Here is a 23,395-nt window from a genome sequence, read left to right as displayed (position 1 = left end):
TATTTATTTAAAATGCTGGAACAACGCTATCCTTGTAATTGTCCTCAAAAAATTTACGTACTTCCGGTCCAGTCATTCGCTTTGCCAGCTTTTGAATAGCATCGGAATCTGCATTATCCTTACGCGCTACCAGATTAATGGCAAAGTGCGTATCGTCTTTTTCGGTAATCAGCGCGTCCTTCTTCGGTGTCAGACCGAGCGGCTTGGCATATGCGGGATACATGGCAGCCATGTCCACATCATCCAGTGACCGCGCTAGCATCAACAAATCCACTTCTTTAAACACAAATTTTTTCTTATTTTCAATAATATCAGCCTGTGTAGCATTATAGCCTACGCCTTCTTTAAGCTTGATCAAACCGTTTTGCTCCATCATTACTAAAGAACGTCCAGTATTGGCCGGGTCATTGGCAATGGCAATAGTCGCACCTTCGGGCAGGTCTTTAACGTTCTTGTATTTTTTGGAGTACGCGCCGTAAATGGCGTTGTAAATAGGTTTTATCGCCACCAAATCAGACTTGTTGCTTTCATTATATTGTTGCATAAAAGGAGCATGCTGAAAGAAGTTAGCATCTACTTCCCGGCTTGCCAATGCGTTGTTCGGTTGGATATTGTCTGAAAGCACGACGATTTCCAGATTGACTCCGTCCTGTTTAAGCAGCGGCTTCACGATATCCAGCACATCTGTCATCGGTGGGATTAGCGTTGCTACTTTCAGGGTCACTTCTTTTTGGGAATTTGCTTCTTTAGACTGTGTTTCTGGAGCAGCCTGCTTTTGACCACCGCATCCAGCAACCAGTAGTATAACGACAGCAAATAGTGTAAGTAATTTCAAGTTCGTTTTCATGTTGTTTTTCCGACTCATTTGATGAGGAACCTCCAAGTAAATTGTGATTAGGAAGATAAAAAATGAGTTACAGTGGGAGCCGCAGCCGCTTCACGTGCAGATTGTTCTTCTGATCGCTGTTGAAATGGGATTCTCTCTGATTTGTAACACAATTTATAGGTTAGAATCCCGTTTCAAAGGCGAACGCTGACGCTTCTCCAGAACAATTCTGCCCGCTCCGCTTTTGAGGTACTGTAAAGTCATTTTTATTTCCCATAGTGAGTTGTGCAAGTATAGTGAAAGTTACAATTCCACCTTACCGCTTGTCGATCCGGCGGGATATGGTGCTTCCGGTGAACTGGATCGTTTGTACGAAAATAATCATGACAACGATGGTGAACGCCATCAAGCCTGTTTCAAAACGCTGGTAACCGTAGCGGATGGCAAAATCACCTACCCCGCCGCCGCCCACAATGCCCATCACCGTGGAGTAGGAGATGAAGCTAATGGTGGACGTGGTCAAACCCAGTACAAGCCCGGAACGAGCCTCCACGTACAGAAATTTAAAAATAAGCTGGAGGGTGGATGCCCCCATAGAAGTAGCGGCTTCAATTACACCTTTGGGCACCTCGAGCAATGATTGCTCCACCAGCCTCGAATAATAGGCGATGGCCACCACTGACAAGGGAACCGTTGCAGCCATCGTGCCCAGCGCCGTCCCTACGACCAGACGTGTAAATGGAATCATAAACACGACGAGCAGCAAAAATGGGAATGAGCGGATAACATTGACCACACTATTCAATAGGGTGAACAGCAGTCGATTTTCATATTTTTGCCCTTTACCACACAAATACAAAATCGTTCCTGCCGGAAGCCCTAACAGTACAGCTGCTGCGATAGAAATCCCCACCATGATAAACGTCTCTCCGATGGCTTTCCATATCTCAGACTGATATTGCGCAATGATGCTCAGCATTTCATTCATCAGCTTCACCTGCTCCCGCTGTTGAATCTACCGCAGTGTCAGCTACACGCTGCGTTGAAAGCAGCTTCCCATCCCGCATTTCTGATACACGGGTACAAATATTGCGTACCACGTCCATATCGTGCGTTACGATTACAATGGTAACTCCCAGTTCCCGGTTGATCTCCCGTAACACGCCCAGAATATCCGCGGTCGTCTGCGGATCAAGCGCCGAGGTCGGCTCATCACACAGCAGCACCGCAGGTCGATTCGCCAGCGCTCTGGCTATCGCCACACGTTGCTTTTGGCCTCCGCTCAGTTGTGCCGGATACTGTTCTGCTTTATCAGCTAAACCGACGAATTGCAGGCATTCGCGCACACGTTCCGCTCTCTCTTTTTTCGCGACACCTGCCAGCTCCAACGACATTGCCACATTTCCACTGACCGTCCGATTGTGAACAAGATGATAATGCTGAAAAATCATCCCTATCGATCGCCGCGCTTCACGGAGACGTTTTTCCGGCATGCGAGTCAAATCTTCCCCGTTTACAACCACGTTTCCCTCATCCGGCCTTTCCAATACATTCATCAACCGGAGCAACGTAGACTTACCGGCACCGCTGGCACCTATGATACCGTGAATTTCCCCCTCCTCCACTTGAAGGGACACGGATTGAACCGCATGAAATTGGCCGCTTGAGGTGGTATAATGCTTGCTTACCTGATGCAGCGTAATCATGAAACTTGGCCTCCTGATGATCCATTTCTGCGGGAAAATGTAATAAGCCCGCCAGCCCGGGCGGGTCTGTACGAGCCGTCAATTCCCATTGCATTAATATACCACAGAGCAGAAAACGGGCAAAGCATTTTGACAACAATTAACGTACATCCCATACCCCTACATAAGGAAAGCGGATACCGAATCCCCAAGCCAGCGTAAGTATTACCACAAAACAGAAAATAAATAAAATATCTACAGCCGAATAGCCAATCGCATAATAATACGTGCGCTTGGTTTCATTAGCAAAACCCTTGGCTTCCATGGCAATAGCAATTCGCTGCGCACGCCGGATACTTTGAGCGAGCAGCGGAATCGCATATCTGCGGAGTGTGGCATACATATTCCATTTGGACACATGCTGATGTAAACCTCGAATACGGTGTGCTTGTCTCAATGCCTGGAATTCCTCCACCATCATGGGCATCAACCGCATGGCTGCCAAAAAGCTGTACGCATACTTCGGAGAGAGCCTCCATTGCTGCATCAGTGAATAAAAAAGGTCCACCGGACGAGTCGTTAAACCAAACAGCAACCCTACCGCAGCCATACTCAGCGCACGAAAGCCCAGATGCATGCCTCGGTAAAAACTTTCCTGCGTCACATGGATCAAGCCCCATGACCACCAGGTCGTCACCCCTTTGCCGAACATCATCATGCCCGTTGAAGTTGAAATAAACACCAATATAAAGGGAGAACCGTACAGCAGCAGCCTCTTCCATGGATGGCCTGACCAGACAAGCAGCAACAGCATAGAACACGCAACATTAAACATGACATTCGGATCATGAATGACTATAACGACCACAAACAGTATGGAAAACATAACGAGCTTTAAGCCCGGATTCACGCGATGCAGCCATGTTTTATGATGGGGAAAGGTCAGGTTCATACTGTAGTGCCCCTTTCTGAATCCGCCATATATCGGTACAATATCGACGAACAATTTCCGGGTCATGCGTGACCATCACAATGGCCGTGCCTGCCGCTCTCAACTGCTCCAACATATCCAGCATGACAAAGGTATTACGCGCATCCTGACCAAAAGTCGGCTCATCCAGCAGCAGCACTTCCGGCTCACGGATCATGGCCGTAGCAATACTCAACCGCCTTTTTTGGCCTAACGAAAGCTGATACGGATGACGCTCGTCCAGCCGCTCCAATCCGAACTGTACGAGCATCCGATCCACCCGCTCCCGGCACTGTTCAGCACTAAACAAGCTCTTGGGTAACGAATACTCTAGTTCCTTTCGTACGGTATGCGCTACGAATTGCAGCTCGGGATTTTGAAATGCGAACCCGATACGCTCTGCCAGTTGTTCTGTACTGCCTGCCTCAATTCCGCGCACGCTATAACGTCCCTGTGTGCGAAGTAAGCGCATCATGGAGAGCAGCAGCGAGCTTTTGCCAGCCCCGTTTTCACCGACCACGCCAATCCAGTCGCCAGGCTTCACCTGCGCATGCTCCACATAAATCACTGAACTTAAACCGCGGAGACCACTAAAATGTTCCAGCTCCAGCAAATCAATCCCCGCACCGTTCTGTTGTGTCACTGATTCACTCCAACGTGGCGAAGACGATTCATTCCATACTCCCGGGTACCACACGCCGTACTCAGACAATGCCTGCCGATGCACATGAAATACTTCTTCTGCCCTTCCATCCGCAATGATCTCCCCTTGAGCAGAAAGCACCACAATCCGATCCACATCATGGACGATTTCATTAATTTTATGCTCTACGATCACCAGCGTTTGGTCTACCGAAATGTTGCGAATGGTGTCCCAAACCTGTGTGGTGCCTTCCTCGTCCAACAAAGCCGTGGGCTCATCCAGAAAAAGCACTTCTGGCTCCATAGCCAGCACAGACGCAATCGCCAGACGCTGCTTCATTCCCTGTGACATGTTGCCAATGGGCATGTGTATATCATCCGTCGATAGACCAACCTGTATCAGCAGCTCGCGAATACGGGATTGCATCTGTTCCCGGGGAATCTGATTATTTTCCAACACAAAAGCCAGTTCCTCGTCTGCATATGACATACAGAACTGCGTATCAGGATCTTGAAATACAATACCTGAGACACTTGGGATTACAGCAGCATCGCATTTCATGGGCACTTCTATCGTGCGTGGAATCAGACCGCTTAACACTTGGAGCAGTGTTGATTTACCGCATCCACTCGGTCCCAGTAGCAGCAGCTTTTCCCCCTTGTGGACAGACAAAGACATATTGTGAAAAAGCAGCTCTTGCTCACCGGGGAATTTCAACCGTAGACGGGTGATCGAAGCCACCACATCTTCGGTTGCCCGGCTCATCAATCCAGCCCCTTATAATCTTGTTCCGTTGCAGGTCTCAAACTTCGTGTAACTCCGGTTACCTCCAATGCCTTAGCCAGATAGAACGCGAATACCCCGGCAATCACAATACTGCCAATCATCCGAAATCCAATATACAAAACATAGTTCCAGGTCGAAAGCTGATCAATATACCCGTAGCTGAAGTCTAAAATCAGAGAAGCGACAGCCGCCCCAGCCGCAGCTAGCGAAGCAACCCATAGGTTTGCGTTTCGATACAGAAAAGCCGCAAAAAACAGCTCCGCTCCCAAGCCTTGCAGCAGGCCATAGTACAAGGTGGACATGCCCCATTCGCTTCCCAAAAAAGCGCTGACCGTTGCCGCTGCCACCTCTGCCAAAATCGCAACACCCGGCTTGCGAATGATGAGATAAGCAAACGTGCCTGCCATAAACCACATGCCATACATCAGTTGCTCGGCGTGTAGACCAAATGGTTTCATCAAATCATAGGCAGGTCCCCATATTTTGTAGACCAACCCGAACACAACAGATATCACAATCGTGACCAAAATATCAGTCAGCTTCAACCCTTTGGACGCTCTTACAGCAGTATTCATTATTGCGTGCTCCCCTTTTTCCTTATAATTGGCCTCTTGGCCATAAAAAAAGCTTGTCTGGAGCTGAATCTCCAGGCAAGCTTTATGCGCAGTAAAAGGTGAAGCACCATACAAAACATCATTCGTCGATATGCCTTATATAACCAGTAGTCTAAGCTACTACACTGATACCAAGCCAAAGTCAGGGTCAAGGTAAAATGCTAGGACATACATTGAATCTATCGACAACCGCAAAACAAGCGGCATTCCTGTATAGTGTTCTTGGTTTCTCTACGCTGGCATTACCCAGATCAGATTTCACGGTCAGTGGCAAGGGCCACCCTCTCAGCCTGACTTTCTCAAGCTCCCGACAATGCTCTTTTAATTCACTATAATATATACCACATCTATGGCTTTGACAATCCTATAATCCGAAGAAACGTTTGGCTGTCTCCGTCGTCGCGATTTCGATCTCCATCATGCTTCGACCTGTACATTCGGCAACCGTAGCAGCAATATGAGCGAGATACACGGGCTCATTACGCCCTTCTTTGGGCTTCACGGGCAAATTACGCGGGGTCAAAAATGGAGCATCCGTTTCAATCATCAGACGGTCCAAGGGAATATCTCTGACCAGTTCACGCAGATGTTTGCCACGCCGTTCGTCGCAAATCCAGCCGGTGATCCCGATATACAGTCCCATTTCTACATACGTATGCAATTCCTGTTCAGTGCCAGTAAAACAATGCACTACCGCTTTATCGACAAGCCCTTGATACTCCCGAAGCATAGCGACAAGGTCCTCATGTGCATCTCGTTCATGCAGAAATAACGGCATATTCAGCTCACACGCCAGTTGGATTTGCTCCCCAAACCATCGACGCTGCACATCACGTGGCGAAAAATCACGGTTATAGTCCAATCCGCATTCCCCTATGGATACGACCTGCGGCTGACCCGCCAGCTGGCGGAGCTGCTGAATCGTGTCTGCGCTGCAGTCTTTGGCATCATGGGGATGCACGCCAGCTGTCGCATACAGCTTGCCCGGATAACGTGCTGCATACTGAGAAGCCTCCCGACTGCTGCGGACACTGGTCCCGGTAATAATCAGCGGTGAAATCCCTACAGCCGCGGCTCTCTCTACCACCTGTTCCCGATCTGCATGAAACGAACGGTGCATCAAGTTCACACCAATATCAATTAACGGTGTACCCCTTTCCATCTCAATCCCTCCTTCGCAAACTACAATCTCGGATCAATCGGCTCCGATTCCAGCGATAGCGCGGCAAGGACGCATTCATGAATACGATCTACCGTATCCTTGCGGACAAAACGTTCCACGCCTTCCATACCAAGCGCTCCTTCCATCAGGGCATGACGCTCCTTTTTGTTCGTTCGACGCTGCTTCAGACGCTTTAAATTCTCAGGGGCAAGATAATCCATACCGTAAATGATGTGCAAATACTTCCGGCCTCTCACCTTGATTGCAGGCTGAATCATCTTGTCCCGATTTTTCATCAAAAAGCGTTCCGGCTTGATCACAATCCCTTCATGACCATCCTCTGTCATCTCGTTCCACCAGCGAATGACCTCTTCCTCGCTTGCTTCGTCCGTGATGACACGATACTCTGTCTCCATAAACAGGGAAGACAGCCCAGCCAGCTCCCGGTTTTGCTCCATATGCCAAGTATGAGAATGGTCGAAAAAAGTCTTTCCGCTGTGTGCTAGCGTATGAAACGGTGCGATACGAATTTCATCCAGACCGTCCACATCCCAGCAATATTTTTGAAAAGCCTCTTGAAAGGTTACGGCATTCGCGTACTTCTGCTCCATTTCCTCCAACCAGTCTCCAACCTCTCGGCCTGCAACCTCTGCCTGCTTCAGCTTGTCTACCAGCTTACTGCGATCCAGCAGAGCTGCCTCCCCCACATGTGCATACTGTGCAGCAATCAGTTCCCGAGCCTTGAGATTCCACGGTACAATTTCCGCATCCAGCAACACAAAATCCGTCTGGTTCCGATCAAAATATCCAGCAGTCCGTAGATCCACATTCAGCTTCTCCAGCACTTGCTTCCCAAGGCTTTGTTCAAAGAAGGCTCTCCCACTCCGACTGTAGATCGTGCCCAATGTCGGGTACCCCACATATTGAACAGCAGCCTGTTCGTTTTTGAATAATAGTAGAATCGCTCGGCTACCCATATGTTTTTTCTCGGCCACCATCGTTTGTACTCCTTGCCCGCGATAATAAGCCAGCGCCTCACGTGGATGCTCCAGATATCCTTCCTCTGCAGACACCGCTGGAGCAGGACTCATGGTTGGTGGAATATACACCAGCTCCTCCATGGGTACAGTCACATGTGACACGGTATCTATAGCGGATTTGATCCATTCTCCTTGCACGCGCACTTCGCCATACGATTCCGTCAACACACTATAGCCGGCGATGAGCTTGCGTAAATTCGGCGGGGAAAACCGTTTTCTCTGCCACCGGACAAGTGGGCTATCGGGATCATTCGCATAATTCTCATGTGCCGGAACGCTGACAAATTCCTTTTCTGGATAACGATAAGCGGTCAGCATACCGCCAAATACCACACCCTGATCAATATTCACCGTCTGGTTCACAAGGGTAGGCTGCGGTCTCGGATCATGTCCCCATACTACTATTTCTCCTGATTCATGGTCTACGAACCAATCCTTACGGATCGGTTTTCCGTTCGCATCCTGCCCCTCCGTATCTCCATAGCGGCAATAATCAGAAATACGTGACGACTGTTTGCCAATAAAATGATCCTTAATCCCGGCATGAGCCACGACCACGTGTCGCAATCCATTTCTGCCAAAAATAAGATGAGAGGGTGCATGTAGCAGAAAATCCCTCAGCTCGCTTCTAAGCTGTTCCGCCGCTGCTTTGCCCGCTTTTTGTTCATACTGGGCCAGTTCCTCTGCAAATCGTTCATCCCCATGACTGAGAGTCACCTTTCTTCCATCGAGGTAACGGCCGATTTTCCAGCCATGATTACTGTCAATCATGTACGCTAGTCCGGCATCCACGTGCTTTTTCCAGAACTGCACCGCTTGTAACGATTCTGGGCCACGGCTCATTACGTCCCCGACAGATACCAGTCTTCTGCCATCTGGATGATGGTATAGTCCTTCCGTATCTTCCGTATATCCTAGCTGCTCTATCACTTCCAGCATCTCACGGTAGCACCCATGGATATCACCAATGATGTCAATACCTGAGCCAATCTCATGAAATAGTGGCTGCGCACGGCGAACAAAGCTCATTTCTTCTATATCCTTAAGGATATAGCAAGCGTTAAAGCCTTCCTCGCGGATACCACGCAGGTTCCGCTTTAACAGCTGTGCCTGCTGCTTGACCCGTTGGCGGCCACGCGGATGCTCCCTGCCTAAATCCCGATCCAGCAGCACAGCTTCGGGTACATCCAGTACCCAGGCCATAACAGGAACATGCGCCTTGGCTGCCAGCTGTACATATTTTTGACGATCCTCAGCATACAAATGGGTGGCATCCACAACCGTCAGTTTATTCAAGCGACAGCGCATAGCCAGAATCGTATCCATCGCCTCAAACGCCTTGGCTGACATTTGCTGATACTCATAGAACAGTACGTCCGATTCCAGCCTTGGAAGTCCACTCCAGTCTATAAATTCCGTATCTCCGACCAGCTTGCGAAAATGATCCGAGGATACCACTTCTGTCTCCAATAGAATCCCTTCGCTCACCAGCCTGTCCAATAATGTGGTTTTGCCACTGTTGGAGGCCCCAACCAACACAACCAGTCCAGCATGCGGTAAATGAATCGTACGTTTGGATGAATTGCTCATGCTTCCTTCTGCTCCTTTCTGCGCGTAAATATAGCCATTTGGGTCGGTTTTCCAAAGCCTTCGACCTCTTCTCCGATCCCCTTCAGCGCTACCGAATAAGGAGCTTCCGCAATCCACTGCTCACATCGTTCCTGAAACTCGCTTCTACTCCATTCAAAACGATGATCGCCATGCCGCAGCTCTTGCTGATTCATACGATACACTTCATTATATTCACGATTGGGAGTCGTCACGATCAGCACGCCTGGCTGATACTCCGTCACAATCGTCTTCATCACCCGGTTCAGACGATGCTCATCCACGTGCTCAATGACCTCACATAGAATCATCACATCTTTGCCCCGCAATTGTTCATCATAATAAAAGAGAGAGCCCATCATGGGTGTAGGACTGATCGCGTCGGCATGCCTTTCCAGCTTGGCAAAACGCTCCATGGCTCTCACCTGTGCATACGCAGACGGCTCCACCGCCCAAATCTCTTCAACGCCCGTCATTCGAGCCAGCCGAGCCGAAAGCTTCCCTTCCCCTGAACCAAAATCTACGATTTTCTGTCTGCGAGGCAGCTTACGAATCACGTCCATAATGGCTTGGTATCGCAGTTCATTCAGCCGTACAGTAGGCTGCTGCTTCCCTTCCTCCTGTGGCTGTTCTTGCTGTTGAACCTGTTCGTGCTTATCCTTTTGAGCTTGGACAGTATCCTTTTCAATGTATTTTTTTGTACCTGTTGTTTCAGCAGAATCAGATTGCTCAAATCGCTCAATCAGATTGGTAAAACGAAGCGTGCGTCGAATGATCAGCTCGCGTAGTGGATGCTCTGGCAGCCAGCCCTCACCGTAACGTCTCAGCTTGTCAAACTCTTCTTCACTAATATAGTAGTGCTTATAATTATCCAGCACCGGAATCAACAGCAATAACTGACGAAGCGCATACTGCACCGTCTGATGACCACTTAACGTGACATATCTGACGGTGCTTCGATTTTTTAGCTGAAAAGAATAGTCCGCTTCCCCTCGTTCTATGGCCACATGATAACCCAGCGGAGCAAATAGTCCCTCCACCACAGAATCCGGCAAATCCGAAGCAACGGGCCCAAACGATAACTCCAGCGAAAAAGGGTGCGTCACCCATCCTGCATAGTCCTCCTTGGGTTTGCCATTCAGGGCCGTGCCAAGCGAGCCACGAATATAAGTGCAAAATAAGCTGCTGGTTACAAACTCCCGGTCATTAATATATTGTGTAATGTCATAGCTGTCTGGACTGTTTTTGACCAAATCAATCGAATCTGGCGAGGCCTGAATGACGATCTCAGCCTCTTCCTCGGTAAAAACGGTGTACACCATGCGTACACGTGCGCCTTTTTCTGTGCGATCATACGTATTGTAAGGATTCTTAGCAAGCAAATGCGAAATCATCCCTGCATTCGTTCCGGTTGCTTTTAGCGTAATGTGCATACTCCACTTCTCCTTCCCAGCTTATGCTTTCCATACTTCATTCACCGCAGTGCGGAACAAATCATCCAACTGCTGATCCCGTCCACTCTCCACATGCTGAAGCAAGGGCGCCTTTTGTTCAAAATAAGCAATTTGCTGCTGGATAAAATCATTCACCACCGAAAGCCGTGGCTCCATATCCAGTTCCTCGCCCGCTTTTTTACGTTGTAGCAAATGCCCGATCACCTGATAAAGTTCTGTATCGGTCGGAATTAATTCCTCTAGCAAGTCTACGAATTCCATCGGAGGCATGCTGTTGTAACGTTCAATCCAGCCACAGGCCAGCAGTGGGCGCAGTACATAAAAATACTTTTTAATCTTCACCTGTTCTCCTTGCAAATAATCCCGATAGTTCCCCCGCGCCATATTCAGGTAATGGTACACACAGGACTTCGGAGAGAAAGTTAACGGCGATATCGCACGAATCTGGTCAGCTACTGAATACTGCTCCAGATAGGGAATCGGAGATTGCAGCCATTCCAGCAAAGGCGGATTGGACTTGCGAAACAAATGGAGTGCCTTTTTCAAATCCCAGCCGTTCATATCCAGCAAATTGCTGATGGGTCGCTCAATCACATCCCGCTTATCAAAGATAGATAAATACCATTCTACGGGTCTTACATAGATAAATCGTACATCATAGTCACTGTCCTGTGAAGGAAACCCCCATGCCCGACTGCCTGATTCACAAGCGTATACAATGCGCACCTGCTCCGCCTGCTCCAACGCGCGCAGCTCACGCAAAATCGTCTCGCACATGTCCGGTTGAATGAAACCCTGCCCATGCTTCACATCTGTCATGTTGTTCCCTCCCTTATCATTAAAGTATTTCCCGAATCTGTTCTCTAATCGACTCATCCGTTTCATCTATTAATAAGCGGCGAAGACGCATAGCCGTTTCCTCTCCCGTCCAAACATGTTGCATCACCCTTCTGTTATGTATTGCTTCTTATTTCATCGTGCTATCTTATATTTCTATGATGCTTTATTTTGAAAGTCGTGAACATGGTGAAAGTATTACAAAGAAGAATAATTTCCCTTTTTCCTGTTTCCCTTCCCTGGTAGAATAAAGGGATACTTGCTTTCGGAGAACGGCAACAGAAACGGGGAATGCATCATGGCGAGAGAGAGTTTTGATAAAGAAATTCAATTCCTGCGTATGCTCACATTAACAAGTGGCGCCTATAATCGGCAGCAATTTGCAGATAGACTGGGCATTTCGGTACATACCTTTGATAAAACAATCCGGCGTCTCAAGGAAATCGTCCAATCCGTACAACAGCAGTTGCCTGAGGACCAGGGATATGATTTTAATGAGATGCTGCGCTTTAATTATTACGAATCCGCTGATCCATTATTGTTATTTCTGTTTCGGGCCAAATCGCTCAAGGAATCAGAAAGCGTCCGCTTATCTCTTCTGCTGACAGCGCTACACTCACAGCCTCTGACCACTATGGAATTGCTGGATGCTTGCTGCAACGGGCTGCCTTCCGACAGTTCGCTGCCGGATGAGAAAACGATTCGTTCCGATCTGAAATATCTGGTCGAAGTCGGCGTGGTTCGCAAGGAACCCGGCGGCAGACCTTATCGCTATGCTGTCCGCAACGATCTGGTGACAGGACTGACGGACGAGGAATTACTGGACTTATATGATTTTGTAGACATTATGGCCAACACCCAGCTTCCCTCTGTGCAGGGATATCTGTTGCGAGATCATCTTAAAAAGGCCATGCGCCGTCAAGCCGGAGATCGGGATATAATCGAACCTTTTTTATATAAATACCACTATTATTCACGCATTCTGGACGAAGCCCATATTCATCCGCTTCTACACGCGATTCGGCAACGTCGCTGTGTAACTTTTTTATATTTTTCGACGTCCAAACGAAGCATGTACGGGTCACAGAACACAAACCCGCTGTTTGAAAAAGAGACGGAGGGCCGTGAACATACCATTCTGCCCCTGCAAGTCATCTATGATCATCAATATGGACGTTGGTATGTTCTGGGTCATGTAGGCGGTAAAGGAATCATGAAGTTTCGTATGGAAGGCATGACTCAATTGGTGGAGGGCGAGCCTGTACCAGAGCAGTTTCATACCGATCTGCTAGCGGTGTTGGAAGAAAAAATGCGGTACAGCTGGCTTGTTGATACCGGTCGTCCTGTGAAGGTACGGGTACGTTTTTTTAATCCTGAGGGCGCGAAGCGCAACTTTATTCGGGAACGTGTACTGTCACAGGGACAATGGGGTACGATCGCGGAGGAAGAAAGTGAATCCTTTATCTATGAAATCACAGTGAATGGAATCACCGAGATTAAACCGTGGATTCGCAGCTTCGGATCAAGCTGTGAGGTATTGGAGCCTCAGCGGCTGCGCAAGGAATTCAGACAGGAATGGAAGGAGCTGCAAGCCTATTATGAGCCTGTTCGAGAAAATATTTAACTACCAGATCGTCTCTCGGCTGGATGAATCGGGCGCTTTTGCTACCACATCGCAGGAAAGAGTCTGGCTCCAATCTATGCTGACAGACTCGGCAGCAATAGAGGCTTTCACCCCGTCTACGCTTGATAAGCTTCGGCAGATGCTCGCAGACGACGAGCCTCTGGAGGCCGATGGCAGTTTGCGGGAAAAAGCAGGTATTCCTGCTGCCTCGGTCTATCATCCACTCCTGCGCGAATTGCGTCCCATTCTGCGATCCCGTTCTGGCATCTGTATGACCTACAAACTGCGCAACGGACACATGCATGAGCGAATGTCCGGTTTTCCATATAAGCTGGAGTTCTCCATGGTCAAAAAAGAATGGAGCCTGCTGTGGTATAACCGCAGACACCGCGCGCTCATGTCTACCAAGCTGTCTAATATCGTGAACGTCACGGAAGATGAGCTTCTACCCGAAGAGGCCGAAAAATTCACCCAACGTATACTCGGTATACTGGAGTCGCGAAAAGAACAGGGCATCATTGAAATTATTCCTGTATACAACGGGGAAATGTCACGTATTTTATATGCTTTTTCCTGCTTTGAAAAAGAAGTCGAATATGTTCAGGAAGCAGATACCTATCGTATTACGCTCACTTTCCAGGCAGACGAATGTGAATATGTACTATCTAAAATCCGTTTCCTTGGCAAACGTGTCAAGGTCGTCCAAGGCTCCCGGCTGATTTCACGAATGAAGGAAACAACGGCCAAGGCCCTTGCACGCTACGAAGAGGAATAGCTGCTGAGACAATATGAGATGCAGCCATGTAAATAGCCCCTCCCTCCGTCTGTTAATGAGACGAAGGGAGGGGCTATTAAACTACGGTTCGTATAAACGAAGTCATACACTTACATCCACATACGCCTGTTGTAACAAGCTGGTCCGCTATACGAGTTATGGCAAGGCTTGTCCGCGCGCACTGACGTACAATTCATACCATTCCTCACGGGTCATCAGCTCGCTCTGGCGTTCCGCATCCTGACATGCCTTGATTCGTTCAGGATTGGCGCTGCCAATGACAGGCTGAATCCGTGCCGGATGTTTCATAAGCCAGCCAAGGACGATCGCTTCACTTGTCGTTTCCTTTTCAGAAGCTAGCTTCTGCACCAGTTCTGCTGTCTTAACAACATGCTCAGGCTGCCCTTCCAAAGGACCTCCGCTAAAACGTCCCTGCGCCAGCGGTCCCCAGGCTTGGAGCTGAATATCCTCGGTTTGGCAATATTCCAGCAAACCTTCGCCAAAATGTACATTCGTCCCCGCCTGCTGGTTCACATGTACTGTCTGATCTACAAAATGCAGATGCGCCAGGCTCATTTCCAGCTGATTAGCGATCAGCGGCTCCGTTAGGCTCCGCTCCAGAAACCGAATTTGGCTTACATTCATATTGGAAACGCCAAAATGCCGTACTTTGCCAGACGTCTTAAGCTCGCTGAACGCCTTCGCTACTTCTTCCGGCTCTACCAGCGGATCGGGGCGATGCAGCAGCAGGATGTCCAAATATTCCGTACCCAGACGCTTCAGAATGCCATCCACGGACTCCATAATATGTGCATATGAGAAATCAAAACGGCCCGGGAGCGTACCATCCGGCAGAAAAATGCCGCATTTGGACTGAATTACGATTTGTTCACGCAAGCCCGGCTGTCCCTTTAAAACCCGACCGAAAATTTCTTCCGCTTTCCCCATACGATAGATATCCGCATGATCGAACATCGTAATCCCAATGGATTGTGCAGCTTCTACAGCTCTTTCCGCTTCAACGACATGCTCCTGCGTAAACGGTGCATGGCTCCATTCTCCACCAAAAGGCATACAACCGAGCGCCAGCCGACTATCGGAGATTCCACGTTTCTGTAAAGGCATAATCTTCATGCTGCTCCTCCTTTAACCCTCAAAATATTCCCTGCTTTATCCACATATGAATAGTTCGTGAAACCGCTATCACACACCTATTTTACCACTTACTTACGGTCGTGTATCACTTTGGTCCCAATCCACATCTTTTTATCCGAATATCCCCATGCTCAGATAACGCTCTCCGGTATCCGGGGCAATGCAAAGTACCCGTTTGCCTGCTCCCAAACGCCGAGATTCCTGAATCGCCGTCCATATCGTAGCTCCGCTAGAGGGGCCAACCAGAATCCCTTCCTGGGCAGCAATCGCCCGTGTCATTGCAATCGCATCCTCATCGGAAACCTGCACGATTTCGTCATACACTTCCGTATTCAGCACGGTGGGAACAAAGCCTGGACTGGTGCCAACCAGCTTATGTGGACCGGGTTTTCCTCCAGATAGCACTGGCGAGCCCTTAGGCTCAACTACAACAATCCGCAGATCCGGCAAATGCTGACGCAGCACTTCACCTGTTCCCGTAATGGTACCGCCCGTTCCCGAAGAAGCGACGAACACATCCAGCTTCCCTTCTGTCTGTTCCAAAATCTCAAGTGCCGTCGTCGTACGGTGGATATCCGGATTTGCCTCATTTTCAAATTGATGCGGGATAAAACTCCCTTCAATTTCAGCCCCCAGTTCGAGTGCCTTGCGAATCGCTCCTGGCATCCGTTCTTCCGCTGGTGTCAGTACGACCTCAGCCCCGTAGGCTTTCAAAATATTGATCCGTTCCTTCGTCATATTCGAAGGCATCACCAAAATTGCACGGTAACCTCGGGCTGCCGCATTCATCGCAAGACCAATTCCCGTGTTGCCACTCGTCGGCTCAATAATGGTGCCTCCCGGCTTTAGATGTCCTGCCTTTTCCGCCTCGGCAATCAGGTTGCCCGCCGCTCGATCTTTAACACTGCCGCTTGGATTAAAATACTCCAGCTTCACATACACTTCCGCATCCTGCGGCCCTGTGAGCCGTTGGAGTCTTACACAAGGTGTATCTCCTATTAAATCTGTAATACTATGTACCACTTTAGGTGCCATCGTTGTATCCTCCTTAGATTGTTTCTTACAGCGTTATTTACGATCTTCATATCATACTACCAAAATAACATACTTGGCTCCTTCCTACCTGTCGCTTTTGTAAATTACATAAAACTCATCAACTTAGTATGTAAAATTCTTGCAAAATGGGTCGCCAGATATCGCCTGTAATGATATACTCGCATTACTATTTTTCCAGGAGGATACAAGACACTTATGAGTAATCAAGAAAATATGACAGCAAATCGCTTCCCCCCCTCCTTGCTATGGTTGACCCTTGGTGCCTTCGCCATCGGCATGACCGAATTCGTCATTATGGGACTACTGCCCAATGTAGCCCATGATCTTCATGTTACGATTCCGCAAGCCGGGCAGTTAATCACCAGTTACGCGCTTGGTGTAGCCATTGGTGCGCCTGTGCTTACTGTATTAACCCATAAGATTCCGCAGAAAAAGCTGCTATGCCTACTAATGACCATATTCATTTTAGGCAATCTTTTTTCCGTCATTGCTCCCAATTACGAATTTCTGATTGCGGCCCGTATGGCTACTGCATTATCGCACGGAACCTTTTTGGGAGCCGGTTCCCTGATCGCTGCCCGACTGGTTCGTCCTGACAAGCGCGCGGGTGCCATTTCTATGGTGCTGACCGGTTTGACCGTGGCGAACATTATTGGTGTGCCCTTTGGAACCTTTATCGGACAACAACTCGGCTGGCGTGCTTCCTTTGGAGCTATTGTGGTCATCGGCTTGATTTCTCTCTTTGGTATCATTCGTTACATTCCGGTAATTCACCAGGACAAGCCTTCCAGTCTCAAACAAGAAGTCAAAAGCCTGTTTAATCCAAAAGTGCTGCTGATGCTGCTCACAGGTGCAGTCGGTTGTGGTAGTCTGTTCACTGTCTTTACGTACATTACGCCTTTGCTTACGGACATTAGTGGCTTTGCCGAACATAGCATTACCTGGATTCTCGTCCTGTTTGGCCTAGGGGTAACGATCGGCAATATCGTTGGCGGCAAGCTTGCAGATTGGAAACTACTTCCATCTCTGATCGCAAACTATGCTATACTGGCTATTATTTTGGCCATTCTGACATTTACGCTTCAAAGCCAGGTATTAGCCGTCATCACTGTCTTTATCTGGGGCATTGCTGCATTCGGCATCATGCCGGGTATTCAGGTTCGCATCATGAACCTGGCCTATGAGGCTCCTTTGCTTGCCTCTACCTCCAGCCATTCCGCATTGAATCTAGGCAACGCAGGCGGCGCTTTTATCGGTGGAGTCGTTATTAATCAAATGGGGCTAGCCGCTATTCCATGGGTTGCATCGCTAATCACTGTCGGCGGTCTGCTACTCATGATAGTTAGCTACATTGTGGATCGCAAGACGGCTCATCCTGAAGCGATAGCGGAGATACAGACATAGAATCATTTAGCAAGTTGGACGTAAACGATTGGTTCATTTTTCATAGATTGAGAGATATTGTCCACTCTCTTCTTCTAAATTCCTCATAGTATGCATTGCAATACTAATTTATGAGGAAAGAAGTGTGTATGATGAGCCTTTTTTTTACAAACAACACGAGTAACACCATCTATGCCGCCTATGCTTATCCTAGTTCCGACTGTCATCCCACCAATTATTCTAAAATGGGCTGGTATCGGATAGAACCTGGTGATACGAGAGAAGTATGGAGCGGGTCTGTAGGGGGAACCACATTCTATTATTATGCTGAAGATCACTCCAATTCGTGGCGTGGTACGTACCGCACACGGCTTCCGAGAAGCACTAGCAGTGATTTTCATTGGTGTTGGAACTATAGCAGCGGATCATCCAGACAAGTGGGGATGCGTAGACTTTCCATTGACTCATCTGTAGACAGTTACACTGTCGAGTTCGGCAGAACAAGCCAAAGCCAACTGTCAACAAAGACAACTCATAAAGCATTACCTTCCAAATCGGAGGACTCCGGCATTCGCAGAATTCCGAGAAGACCGACTCGATTTAAAAAAGGAACCCCGGTTCCAGTAAAGTCCAAACGATAAGTCAAAGAATTCGCCAATAAAAGGCGCAACCTGGTTGCAAACACTACAAAGCCCCTTTGAAAAAACACAATGAACCGTAACCCGCAAGATGGACATTTTTTAAAAAAAGTGACCCCCTTGCGGGTTATTTTTATTTCACTCTGGATACTCAGACGCTTGTTGCAACCACAGTATTTCGCCTCGCCGTTCAGCTTAACCAATGATCAAAAAAGTCCCGATAGCCCTGCTTCATCACCTGACTTGAAAACTGTTCCATGGCGTATGCCTGATTTTCTGTAGAAACCCGACGCGGTGAGGCGGCAGCCATATTGACCAGCTCGAACCAGTTTTTCTCATTCCCTGAAAAAGAATGCGTAGAGCTGATATGTCCATAGCAAGGATGCTCTGGCTTCACGACGATTTTCCCCATAGCGAGCGCTTCGGTCAGCGGCATTGCGAATGTATCGAATTTGGAGCAGCTCCAATACACCTTCGCCGTGTTCATCAGTGCAAACACCTCATCTTGCGTCAACGCAAATTGAAGTTTAACATTGTCCGGGATATCGTACTTCTTCATACTTTCCTTGTAGCGTTCACCGCCAAATACCATATAGACATCCTTGTCAGGATTATGCCTCGCATACTCCAGCACCAAATCCGGACGTCGGTTCTCCTCATCTCTACCAATCCACATCACCCGGTTCTCTACCACTTGCGAGGGATCAAAATGCTTTTCCACCAGACGCTCATTGAATCCGATCGGGATGACCGTCACATCGGTTACGCCAAACTTTGAAGCCATCTCCTGCTTGAGAAAGGCAGTCTGTACGATAGCCTTGTCCACGATCTGATAAAAAGGCTTCATCATCTCATAGCCTGTAAGCGCCGGATCAGGAAAACTATGCGGAAAAAGCACGCTGTTTTTAAAAAACATGTTCAAATAGGTAAAGCCAGATACCGTATAAATAACGTGCTCAATCTGCTGCTCATGGAGTTGGTCCAGTACGACGTCATAGTTGACCAGGTCGCCCTTTTCGTGCTCATAGCCCGGAAGCCAGTCATGGCTGTTCACATGGCGCTCCGGTGATACAAATACGATGTCCACCCCCAATTCCAACCCAATCTGCTTCAGACGCTCTGCAAAAATACGTGGACCCTGTGCTTCAGCAAATTGTATTTTTCTCATGACTAAACCGACTTTTTTCATGGATATATTCCCTACCTTCTTTGGCTAACTAAACACAGTCTATGTCTTAAGCTACTATCTACATTGTTGGGCTTGACCCCAATCCATCATTGCTGCACATTGGTTCAAACAGGCTAACGTTTCATCCAACTGGGACTCTAATTGCTCTTTTGACCATTTGTCGGCGTTTCTATGCAGGTTCGTTCCAATCCTTTGCAAATCACTTGTGATTAACAACAGCACCCAGAGCGAAAATACAACCGCAAACATGCCATATTCCAGCATAAATGCCGTTCGATCCACTCTTTTCCCCAACAGCTCCAGCTGCTCCACGTATGTGTCCAGCATACGAATACGCAATTCGGACGTCATGCGTCGGGGAAACAACGGATGGGACATGTCGATCAGGTGATATACATCCCACAGCGGTGTGTTCAGATGAGCATGCTCCCAATCCAGTACCATAAGCCGTTCCCCGCTCAGCGCATAGTTCCCCGGATGAAGATCACCATGAGACAGTACAAGCTGCTGTGAAAAAGATACATGCTCCAGCTGTACATATATACGCAGCATCTGTTGCTTAGATAAACCCAGTGAGCTGCAAAGCTTTAACACATCCGGCTTGCGCGTGTATAGCTCGGAAACCATCTCCTGAATAAGTGGCTTTGGTCCCCGTAACGGCATCCCAGCAAAACGATCCGTCGGCAAAGCATGCCACCATGCAACAAGTCCAACAGCTCGCAATAAAGTTTCGTCTGCGTGTAGATGATGTAACGAACCAAGGTCCTCAAAAACCATCCATTCTCCTCCGCCATCCGCACCTGCATCAGACCAGGCTAGCAATCGAGGATAGATCGGTGATAACGCAGGAAGCACATGCTCATACACCCATCTCTCACGCCCTTCCTGACCATCGTTGGTTAGCGGTTTAAATATATAACTTTCAGAGGATGACACGTAAAAACGTTCCACATGCCGGCCATTCGTACCTGTATATAAAACCTCACGATTCCGCACCAGCGTATCATTTAAGGTGCCGTCAACATTCACATATTGATGAAAAGGATTCATAGCCACCCAACTTTTTTGTATAAAATGTAATAGTACGATCATATCATAGTCCTCGTTCCGAACGAAGCCCAGATCATCTTGGGGTAACTCGCTGCACCCAAAAAGGGACTTGCCCAAGCAGATCACGCGACCTGTTGGGCAGCCCCTTATCACATCCATACTCCTATCCTTACTCTATTCTATACCCATTAATATTGAGTATTGCCGGACTCGCTCGTATTACCAGACTTAAAGCCTTTGAACAATTGTTTCACATTGTGATAACGAGTGTTCGTAATTTTAGCTTTGCTGTTAGGACCGTCCGATCTCAGAATTGAATCCTTTACATTGGAAATATCCGAGTTATCCAAAGTCATATTCACTCTGAATGTAGAGCCTCCAAGTTGGCGAACCAGCTTTCCGATATCATCGGCTCTAAAGTTTTTAATGTTAATCGTGCCTTCGGCATTAATTTGGAATACTTTATCGTACGCATGGAACGCTCCACCGCCCGTAATGTTTACCGTGCCTGGTTCTTTAAGCGTCAAGGCATCTTCACCTACATCCTCCCACGTTACGTTGGAAATAGTTCCGTTGCCATATACATGCACACCATCCGCAGCAGGGGCAGCGATGGTCACATTTTTCAGAGTTGCATTATTTTCAAGCTTGAAAATAGGTTTTTGAGCCTCTTTCTGGCTTCCGTCTCCCAAGGTATCGGGATCAGCCACTACAGTCTTGCCTTTACCATCGTATACTTCTCCAGCTTTAACAAGTATGGTCTTATGAACGACTTCTGGTGCTGCATGTGCAGAATAATTGCCGACAAATAACGCGACCAACATTCCTGATAAAGCGATACTGATTCCCTTTTTCAATACTTTAGCTGTGTTTGTTTTCATTTCAATTCATCCCTCTCGTAGATATTTTTTATTGTTCCAATTCTTCGTTGACTAGAACGCGTAGACCGTATCACCACCTTCGTACAATGAACCCATTGACCGATACATGTCTATAAAGCATTATTATACTATTTGCATATGTATACTTGGTTTTTGGTTCAAAGTAACTTCATTCTATAAATTCAGGTGCACACAAATTGTAAATAGAGCGATTACATTTACAATTTGCATAATTCTATTATAATCCTACTTCCAGTAATTTCAATATATTTTTCGGCAAAATATGTGCTTATTTTCAATTAAGTACACAATTTTGCCTTTTTTATACTTGTACAAAGTTGTTTTTCAGCAATTTACGCATTACAAGACTTGAATATCTAGTCTCGTTGACTTACTCTAGATCACTATAATGGTATTCACAAGCTCTTTTCCGTCCCATACCTTATTTTTGATGTGATCTATACTATTGAATGACACGTTGGATGAACGTATAATGTATTTAGTGCTTTGAAGCGTTACATCTCAACATTACTGGTGAGAAAAGAGTGGTTATCGTGCAAAACAATAGTGAGATTCCATTAAAAGAACAAAATATTGTGCTCATCGGCTTTATGGGTGTAGGCAAAACAACGATCGGTTCCCATCTAGCGCGCAAGCTGTATCGCGATTTCGTGGATATTGACCAGGAGATTGAACGAGAATACAACATGCCAACAACAGAGATTTTCAAAACTTATGGAGAGAAGCGTTTCCGTGAGATTGAAAAAGAGCATATTTTGAAGCTATGCAGCAACACACGCCTCAAAATCATTTCCGTTGGCGGTGGTGCATTTTTACAGGAAGAGGTGAAGCAAGCTTGTTTGGCTTCATCGATTGTTTTCTTCTTGGATTTAAATTGGGATTCCTGGAAAGATCGGCTTAAGATGCTGATTGACACCCGTCCCAATCTACAAAACAAGACTTTAGGGGAAATTGAGGATCTTTTCCGTTCCAGACAGGACATTTACGCGGTGAATCACTCCAAGATCGATACGGATCAGTTGGATGCGGAAGAAGTCGCAGACTATATTATTCAAACGCTGAATCTAGGTTGGGAGTTGTATGAACCTACTCGGGGATTGAATTAAGAGTTACACAAAAAGGAGGGCCCAGCATGCTTACCGCATGGGGGCCTTCCTTTTTGGTTCACTGCGGATATATTACTGACTAGCGAGTAATGCCTATCCATCTTTTAAGAATGGTTATGCAGCACCGTCAATATCTCTCTCAGTTCAGTGACAGGAATCTGCCCCGGTGCGGAAGCTTTCTTAGCAGCACCAAAGGTCAGAGCCGAACCAAACAGTTCTCCGGTCAGGCGGCTCACGACACCTTTCCCCGCCATCGACATCGTAATAATCGGCCGATCTGCATGCTCTTCTGCCATGGTACGCGTGGCATCCAGCAAAGTGAGCACATCGGCTGTATTGGTTGGCATCACTGCTATCTTAGGCAGATCGCCTCCCAATTCCTGCGCCTTACGTAACCGGGACACAATCTCCTCCTTCGACGGCGTCTTATGAAAATCATGATTAGATATAATCACATACACGTTATGCTTATGTGCTGCTTCTACCAGCGTCTTCACATCGGCTTCCTCATTAAAAAGCTCTATATCAATAAGTTCGACTTGCCCCGTTTCGGCTACTGTACGGTTCAATTCCACATAACTCGCCGCACTGATTTCCTTTTCTCCGCCTTCCCGAGCGCTACGGAACGTAAATACGAGCGGAACATTTGCTAAAATAGACCGAATTTCATGTAAGGCAGCTTTCACCTTTTCCAAATTCTCCACATGCTCAAAAAAATCGACTCTCCACTCCACGATATCCAGGTCGAGCGTACGTAAATAAGTGGCCTCTTCCTTCAACTGCTCCAACGTTTCTCCCACCATGGGCACACAAATTTTTGGCGCTCCTTCACCGATCAGAACATCTTTCACCTTTACGATTTTAGCCATCTCTATCTCACTCCCAAATTACA

General features: G+C 47.6%; 21 protein-coding genes and 1 riboswitch. Of the genes, 5 read left to right on the top strand and 16 right to left on the bottom strand.

Translation table 11 applies throughout. From position 1 onward, the window contains the following. Positions 1 to 7: 7 nt before the first annotated feature. The 10 genes from MHI21_RS04890 to MHI21_RS04845 form a co-directional block, all read right to left on the bottom strand. The gene (locus MHI21_RS04890) at positions 8 to 865 is read right to left on the bottom strand and encodes a MetQ/NlpA family ABC transporter substrate-binding protein (RefSeq protein WP_342419557.1); all 858 of its coding nucleotides are present in this window, start codon (positions 863 to 865) and stop codon (positions 8 to 10) included. Positions 866 to 1,142: 277 nt separating this feature from the next. Continuing rightward, positions 1,143 to 1,814, bottom strand: coding sequence for a methionine ABC transporter permease (locus MHI21_RS04885; protein ID WP_013308947.1), 672 nt, complete (start codon positions 1,812 to 1,814; stop codon positions 1,143 to 1,145). Further along, positions 1,807 to 2,532, bottom strand: a complete 726-nt coding sequence (locus MHI21_RS04880; RefSeq protein ID WP_342419556.1) for an ATP-binding cassette domain-containing protein — start codon at positions 2,530 to 2,532, stop codon at positions 1,807 to 1,809. The genes MHI21_RS04885 and MHI21_RS04880 overlap by 8 nt, the downstream gene beginning before the upstream one ends. 139 nt (positions 2,533 to 2,671) lie before the next feature. Continuing rightward, the gene (locus MHI21_RS04875; RefSeq protein ID WP_342419555.1) at positions 2,672 to 3,463 is read right to left on the bottom strand and encodes an energy-coupling factor transporter transmembrane component T; all 792 of its coding nucleotides are present in this window, start codon (positions 3,461 to 3,463) and stop codon (positions 2,672 to 2,674) included. Next, the gene (locus MHI21_RS04870) at positions 3,438 to 4,889 is read right to left on the bottom strand and encodes an ABC transporter ATP-binding protein (RefSeq protein ID WP_342419554.1); all 1,452 of its coding nucleotides are present in this window, start codon (positions 4,887 to 4,889) and stop codon (positions 3,438 to 3,440) included. The genes MHI21_RS04875 and MHI21_RS04870 overlap by 26 nt, the downstream gene beginning before the upstream one ends. After that, complete coding sequence (locus MHI21_RS04865; RefSeq protein ID WP_342419553.1) at positions 4,889 to 5,485, bottom strand: ECF transporter S component; 597 nt, start codon at positions 5,483 to 5,485, stop codon at positions 4,889 to 4,891. Before MHI21_RS04865 ends, MHI21_RS04870 begins: the two co-directional genes overlap by 1 nt. Positions 5,486 to 5,733: 248 nt before the next feature. Continuing rightward, positions 5,734 to 5,845: riboswitch (TPP riboswitch) on the bottom strand. A 43-nt stretch (positions 5,846 to 5,888) separates the two neighbouring features. Beyond that, positions 5,889 to 6,686 carry a TatD family hydrolase gene (locus MHI21_RS04860; protein WP_342419552.1) on the bottom strand — a complete coding sequence of 266 codons (798 nt, stop codon included), beginning with the start codon at positions 6,684 to 6,686 and terminating at the stop codon, positions 5,889 to 5,891. A 20-nt stretch (positions 6,687 to 6,706) separates the two neighbouring features. Then, on the bottom strand, positions 6,707 to 9,316 hold the full coding sequence (locus MHI21_RS04855) for a polynucleotide kinase-phosphatase (RefSeq protein ID WP_342419551.1): 2,610 nt from the start codon (positions 9,314 to 9,316) through the stop codon (positions 6,707 to 6,709). Then, on the bottom strand, positions 9,313 to 10,767 hold the full coding sequence (locus MHI21_RS04850) for a 3' terminal RNA ribose 2'-O-methyltransferase Hen1 (protein WP_342419550.1): 1,455 nt from the start codon (positions 10,765 to 10,767) through the stop codon (positions 9,313 to 9,315). The genes MHI21_RS04855 and MHI21_RS04850 overlap by 4 nt, the downstream gene beginning before the upstream one ends. Positions 10,768 to 10,788: 21 nt before the next feature. After that, positions 10,789 to 11,607 carry a nucleotidyltransferase domain-containing protein gene (locus MHI21_RS04845; protein ID WP_160789401.1) on the bottom strand — a complete coding sequence of 273 codons (819 nt, stop codon included), beginning with the start codon at positions 11,605 to 11,607 and terminating at the stop codon, positions 10,789 to 10,791. Between the two features lie 316 nt (positions 11,608 to 11,923). Between MHI21_RS04845 and MHI21_RS04840 the strand changes: the two genes are divergently transcribed. Further along, complete coding sequence (locus MHI21_RS04840; RefSeq protein WP_342419549.1) at positions 11,924 to 13,249, top strand: WYL domain-containing protein; 1,326 nt, start codon at positions 11,924 to 11,926, stop codon at positions 13,247 to 13,249. Beyond that, positions 13,224 to 14,024 (top strand): WYL domain-containing protein, encoded by an 801-nt coding sequence (locus MHI21_RS04835; protein ID WP_076295778.1) that lies wholly within the window; start codon positions 13,224 to 13,226, stop codon positions 14,022 to 14,024. The genes MHI21_RS04840 and MHI21_RS04835 overlap by 26 nt, the downstream gene beginning before the upstream one ends. Before the next feature lie 156 nt (positions 14,025 to 14,180). Here the strand turns inward: MHI21_RS04835 and MHI21_RS04830 are convergent, their stop codons facing one another. Both MHI21_RS04830 and cysK read right to left on the bottom strand, forming a co-directional pair. Further along, on the bottom strand, positions 14,181 to 15,158 hold the full coding sequence (locus MHI21_RS04830; RefSeq protein WP_342419548.1) for an aldo/keto reductase: 978 nt from the start codon (positions 15,156 to 15,158) through the stop codon (positions 14,181 to 14,183). Between the two features lie 132 nt (positions 15,159 to 15,290). Further along, a complete protein-coding gene (cysK, locus tag MHI21_RS04825) occupies positions 15,291 to 16,214 on the bottom strand; it encodes a cysteine synthase A (RefSeq protein WP_342419547.1) in 924 nt (307 codons plus the stop codon). Positions 16,215 to 16,430: 216 nt separating this feature from the next. Here cysK and MHI21_RS04820 point away from each other — a divergent pair, with 216 nt between their 5' ends. Both MHI21_RS04820 and MHI21_RS04815 read left to right on the top strand, forming a co-directional pair. After that, positions 16,431 to 17,639, top strand: a complete 1,209-nt coding sequence (locus MHI21_RS04820) for an MFS transporter (RefSeq protein WP_342419546.1) — start codon at positions 16,431 to 16,433, stop codon at positions 17,637 to 17,639. 128 nt (positions 17,640 to 17,767) lie between these two features. Next, entirely contained in the window at positions 17,768 to 18,259 is a 492-nt protein-coding gene (locus tag MHI21_RS04815) for a DUF1036 domain-containing protein (protein WP_342419545.1), read from the top strand. Positions 18,260 to 18,446: 187 nt separating this feature from the next. Here the strand turns inward: MHI21_RS04815 and MHI21_RS04810 are convergent, their stop codons facing one another. The 3 genes from MHI21_RS04810 to MHI21_RS04800 form a co-directional block, all read right to left on the bottom strand. Beyond that, the gene (locus MHI21_RS04810) at positions 18,447 to 19,445 is read right to left on the bottom strand and encodes a glycosyltransferase (protein ID WP_342419544.1); all 999 of its coding nucleotides are present in this window, start codon (positions 19,443 to 19,445) and stop codon (positions 18,447 to 18,449) included. A gap of 54 nt (positions 19,446 to 19,499) precedes the next feature. Continuing rightward, a complete protein-coding gene (locus MHI21_RS04805; protein ID WP_342420174.1) occupies positions 19,500 to 20,537 on the bottom strand; it encodes an aminoglycoside phosphotransferase family protein in 1,038 nt (345 codons plus the stop codon). Between the two features lie 146 nt (positions 20,538 to 20,683). Beyond that, positions 20,684 to 21,376, bottom strand: a complete 693-nt coding sequence (locus MHI21_RS04800) for a pectate lyase (RefSeq protein WP_061830632.1) — start codon at positions 21,374 to 21,376, stop codon at positions 20,684 to 20,686. Between the two features lie 554 nt (positions 21,377 to 21,930). Between MHI21_RS04800 and MHI21_RS04795 the strand changes: the two genes are divergently transcribed. Continuing rightward, positions 21,931 to 22,503 carry a shikimate kinase gene (locus MHI21_RS04795; RefSeq protein WP_023987143.1) on the top strand — a complete coding sequence of 191 codons (573 nt, stop codon included), beginning with the start codon at positions 21,931 to 21,933 and terminating at the stop codon, positions 22,501 to 22,503. A gap of 104 nt (positions 22,504 to 22,607) precedes the next feature. On the opposite strand, the gene aroD is transcribed toward MHI21_RS04795, so the two are convergent. Next, positions 22,608 to 23,372: a type I 3-dehydroquinate dehydratase gene (gene aroD, locus MHI21_RS04790; RefSeq protein ID WP_342419543.1), complete on the bottom strand. Its 765-nt coding sequence runs from the start codon at positions 23,370 to 23,372 to the stop codon at positions 22,608 to 22,610. Positions 23,373 to 23,395 lie beyond the last annotated feature (23 nt).

The organism is Paenibacillus sp. FSL H8-0168 (genome assembly GCF_038592955.1).
Classification (GTDB): domain Bacteria; phylum Bacillota; class Bacilli; order Paenibacillales; family Paenibacillaceae; genus Paenibacillus; species Paenibacillus polymyxa_B.
The sequence above is the reverse complement of the archived record's forward strand: the minus strand, read 5'-3'. Positions and strand labels throughout refer to the sequence as shown.

Excerpts from the sequence above, each read along its gene's own strand:
- MHI21_RS04890 (WP_342419557.1), bottom strand. The coding sequence starts at position 865 with ATGAGTCGGAAAAACAACATGAAAACGAACTTGAAATTACTTACACTA.
- MHI21_RS04885 (WP_013308947.1), bottom strand. The coding sequence starts at position 1,814 with ATGAATGAAATGCTGAGCATCATTGCGCAATATCAGTCTGAGATATGG.
- MHI21_RS04880 (WP_342419556.1), bottom strand. The coding sequence starts at position 2,532 with ATGATTACGCTGCATCAGGTAAGCAAGCATTATACCACCTCAAGCGGC.
- MHI21_RS04875 (WP_342419555.1), bottom strand. The coding sequence starts at position 3,463 with ATGAACCTGACCTTTCCCCATCATAAAACATGGCTGCATCGCGTGAAT.
- MHI21_RS04870 (WP_342419554.1), bottom strand. The coding sequence starts at position 4,889 with ATGAGCCGGGCAACCGAAGATGTGGTGGCTTCGATCACCCGTCTACGG.
- MHI21_RS04865 (WP_342419553.1), bottom strand. The coding sequence starts at position 5,485 with ATGAATACTGCTGTAAGAGCGTCCAAAGGGTTGAAGCTGACTGATATT.
- MHI21_RS04860 (WP_342419552.1), bottom strand. The coding sequence starts at position 6,686 with ATGGAAAGGGGTACACCGTTAATTGATATTGGTGTGAACTTGATGCAC.
- MHI21_RS04855 (WP_342419551.1), bottom strand. The coding sequence starts at position 9,316 with ATGAGCAATTCATCCAAACGTACGATTCATTTACCGCATGCTGGACTG.
- MHI21_RS04850 (WP_342419550.1), bottom strand. The coding sequence starts at position 10,767 with ATGCACATTACGCTAAAAGCAACCGGAACGAATGCAGGGATGATTTCG.
- MHI21_RS04845 (WP_160789401.1), bottom strand. The coding sequence starts at position 11,607 with ATGACAGATGTGAAGCATGGGCAGGGTTTCATTCAACCGGACATGTGC.
- MHI21_RS04840 (WP_342419549.1), top strand. The coding sequence starts at position 11,924 with ATGGCGAGAGAGAGTTTTGATAAAGAAATTCAATTCCTGCGTATGCTC.
- MHI21_RS04835 (WP_076295778.1), top strand. The coding sequence starts at position 13,224 with ATGAGCCTGTTCGAGAAAATATTTAACTACCAGATCGTCTCTCGGCTG.
- MHI21_RS04830 (WP_342419548.1), bottom strand. The coding sequence starts at position 15,158 with ATGAAGATTATGCCTTTACAGAAACGTGGAATCTCCGATAGTCGGCTG.
- cysK (WP_342419547.1), bottom strand. The coding sequence starts at position 16,214 with ATGGCACCTAAAGTGGTACATAGTATTACAGATTTAATAGGAGATACA.
- MHI21_RS04820 (WP_342419546.1), top strand. The coding sequence starts at position 16,431 with ATGAGTAATCAAGAAAATATGACAGCAAATCGCTTCCCCCCCTCCTTG.
- MHI21_RS04815 (WP_342419545.1), top strand. The coding sequence starts at position 17,768 with ATGATGAGCCTTTTTTTTACAAACAACACGAGTAACACCATCTATGCC.
- MHI21_RS04810 (WP_342419544.1), bottom strand. The coding sequence starts at position 19,445 with ATGAAAAAAGTCGGTTTAGTCATGAGAAAAATACAATTTGCTGAAGCA.
- MHI21_RS04805 (WP_342420174.1), bottom strand. The coding sequence starts at position 20,537 with ATGATCGTACTATTACATTTTATACAAAAAAGTTGGGTGGCTATGAAT.
- MHI21_RS04800 (WP_061830632.1), bottom strand. The coding sequence starts at position 21,376 with ATGAAAACAAACACAGCTAAAGTATTGAAAAAGGGAATCAGTATCGCT.
- aroD (WP_342419543.1), bottom strand. The coding sequence starts at position 23,372 with ATGGCTAAAATCGTAAAGGTGAAAGATGTTCTGATCGGTGAAGGAGCG.